The sequence below is a fragment of the Pseudonocardia sp. KRD291 genome (assembly GCF_019263595.1).
Lineage (GTDB): Bacteria > Actinomycetota > Actinomycetes > Mycobacteriales > Pseudonocardiaceae > Pseudonocardia.
Window position 1 is genome coordinate 1 of record NZ_JADQDD010000483.1, and the last position, 2,267, is coordinate 2,267.

A 2,267-nucleotide genomic window follows, 5' to 3' on the forward strand; every position below is an offset into this window, starting at 1 on the left:
CGTGCGCCCACGGCCCGGCCACCAGCCGGTGCCGCGGGTCCTCGGCGAGCGCCGTGGCCAGGGCGAACATCGTCGGGGCCATGAAGTCCCGGTAGGACGCGACCTGCAGCAGCGGGACCCGCACCCGCGCCGGGTCGGCGGCCACGGTGGGCCGGTCCCAGTACGGGTCGCCCGGCTCGTGGCCCAGCCAGTCCGCCCAGAACGGCGCGACCCGCGGGTCGGACAGCACGTCGACACCGGTCAGCGGCAGCGTCGCGACCGTCGTGGCGGGCGCGGACAGCGCGGCCACGATCCGCCCGGTCAGCTCCGCCCTCTCCGCGTCGTCGACGTCGAGGCGCTGCACGGCGTGCAGGGACTGGGCGAGCGCGTAGAGCGTCAGGAACCCGAGCTCGAGGGTGCCGCCCGGGCGCACCGTCGGCGCCAGGTCGGCGGCGCCGATCATGGTCAGCGCGGCGCGCAGGTGCGGCGGCCCGGCCGCGACCGCCTGATAAGCCGAGATCGCGTGGTACGACGAGCCGTAGACGCCCACCGCGCCGTCGCTCCACGGCTGCGCCGCGGCCCACTCGACGGCGTCGTAGCCGTCGTCGTGCTCCTGGTGGGCGAAGTCCAGCTCGCCGCCGGAGCCGAACCGCCCGCGCACGTCCTGCACCACCACGGCGAAGCCCTGTCGCGCCAGCCACAGCGGGTCCGCGACGATCGCCGAGACCAGCGTCGGGTCGGTGCGGTCGTAGGGGGTCCGGTGCAGCAGCGTCGGCCAGCGCCCGTCACCGGCGGGGCGGTAGACGTCGGCGACGAGCGTGACGCCGTCGCGGGTGGTCATCTCGACGGCGTTGTCGATCGTGGGACCGTGGTGCACCCGCCCGACCCTAGGCGCGATCGCCGGTGGCAGGCTGCGCGTGTGGAACGCGAGGTCGAGGTCGAGCCGGGGGTGCACCTGTGGGTGCAGGACCTGCCCGCGACGCCGTGGCCGACCGACACCGGGCCGGCCGGCGAGCCGGTGCTGCTGGTGATGGGCGCCGACGACGCGGGGCCGACCTGGCCGGACGCGCTGGTGGACCGGCTGCGCACCCGGCACCGGGTGATCCGCTACGACCACCGCGACACCGGCCGCTCCACCCACGCGTTCGAGGAGCACCCCTACGGCCTGGTGGACTTGGCCGCCGACGCGGTCACCGTGCTCGACGCCTGCGGTGTCGCGCGGGCGCACGCGGTCGGGATGGCGATGGGCGGCAGCCTGGTGCAGCTGCTGCTGCTCGACCACCCGCAGCGCCTGGCCGGCGCGGCCCTGCTGTGCACCACCGCCCTGGAGGGCACCACCGCACCGGAGGGCACCGACGACCCGCCGCTGCCCGGCCCGTCCCTCGACGTGCTGCGGATGTGGCAGGAGATGACCGACCCCCGCGACGAGCGCGGCGAGCTGGCCTGGCGGGTGGAGTACCGGCGGCGCCTCAACGGCGGCGGCGTGCCGTTCGACGGCCTGGAGTTCCGTGCCCTGGAGCAGCGGCTGATCGCCCACGCCGGCCGCTCGGACGCGGTGGCCGTGCACGCCCAGGCCGACCCGGACGGCCTCGACCGCGGCGGCGAGCTCTCGTCGGTCACCGTGCCGACCCTGGTCGTCGAGGCGCCCGAGGACCCCGTGTACCCGCCCCCGCACGCGGCGCACCTGGCCGAGCGGATCGGCCCGGCCGCGCGGCTCGTCCGGGTCCCGGGGATGGGCCACGCGCTGCCCTCGTCGGTGGTCGTGCCGCTGGCCGAGGTCCTGCTCGCGCACGCGGCCTCCGCCGAGGGCGCCCTGCGCGGCTGACCCGTCACCTGACGCGCCGTCAGAACGGCGGCGGGTCCTCGCCGTGGTCGGTGTCGAGGTCGTCGGTGTCGGCGGGGCTGGTGGCCGGGCCCTGGTCGGCTATGCCTGTGGTGGGGAGCGGGTCGGTGAAGGGCCGGTAGTCGTAGGGGTCGCTGGTGTAGCGCAGGCCGGTGGGGGTGATCCAGGTCAGGCGTCCGTCGGGGTGGGTCAGGACGTGCCAGTTCTGGTGTTCTTTGAGTAGGTGGTGGGTGGGGCAGTAGCCGTTGAGGTTGGCGTCCATGGTGTGTCCGTCGTCGCTGAAGCGGTGGTGGTGGTCGAGTTCGCGGACCCGTCTGGTGCAGGTGGGGAAGCGGCAGTACTGGTCGCGGGCGTCGACGAAGTCGGCGAGTGCTGGGGGTGGCCGGTAGGTGGTGCGGCCGTGGTCGAGCAGTGCGCCGGAGAGGGGGTCGGTGACGAGGCGTTT

At 75.3% G+C, this 2,267-nt stretch carries 2 protein-coding genes and 1 pseudogene; 1 reads left to right on the forward strand and 2 read right to left on the reverse strand.

All coding sequences use genetic code 11. The features are described 5' to 3' along the window. Window positions 1–856 (reverse strand): CocE/NonD family hydrolase (locus tag I4I78_RS31995; RefSeq protein ID WP_218615247.1); only part of this gene is annotated, 856 nt, incomplete at its 3' end. A 42-nt stretch (window positions 857–898) separates the two neighbouring features. Between I4I78_RS31995 and I4I78_RS32000 the strand changes: the two genes are divergently transcribed. Beyond that, window positions 899–1,804, forward strand: a complete 906-nt coding sequence (locus I4I78_RS32000) for an alpha/beta fold hydrolase (protein WP_218615248.1) — start codon at window positions 899–901, stop codon at window positions 1,802–1,804. Window positions 1,805–1,823: 19 nt separating this feature from the next. On the opposite strand, the pseudogene I4I78_RS32005 reads toward I4I78_RS32000, so the two are convergent. Next, a pseudogene (locus I4I78_RS32005) lies at window positions 1,824–2,267 on the reverse strand (hypothetical protein); the annotation flags it as partial.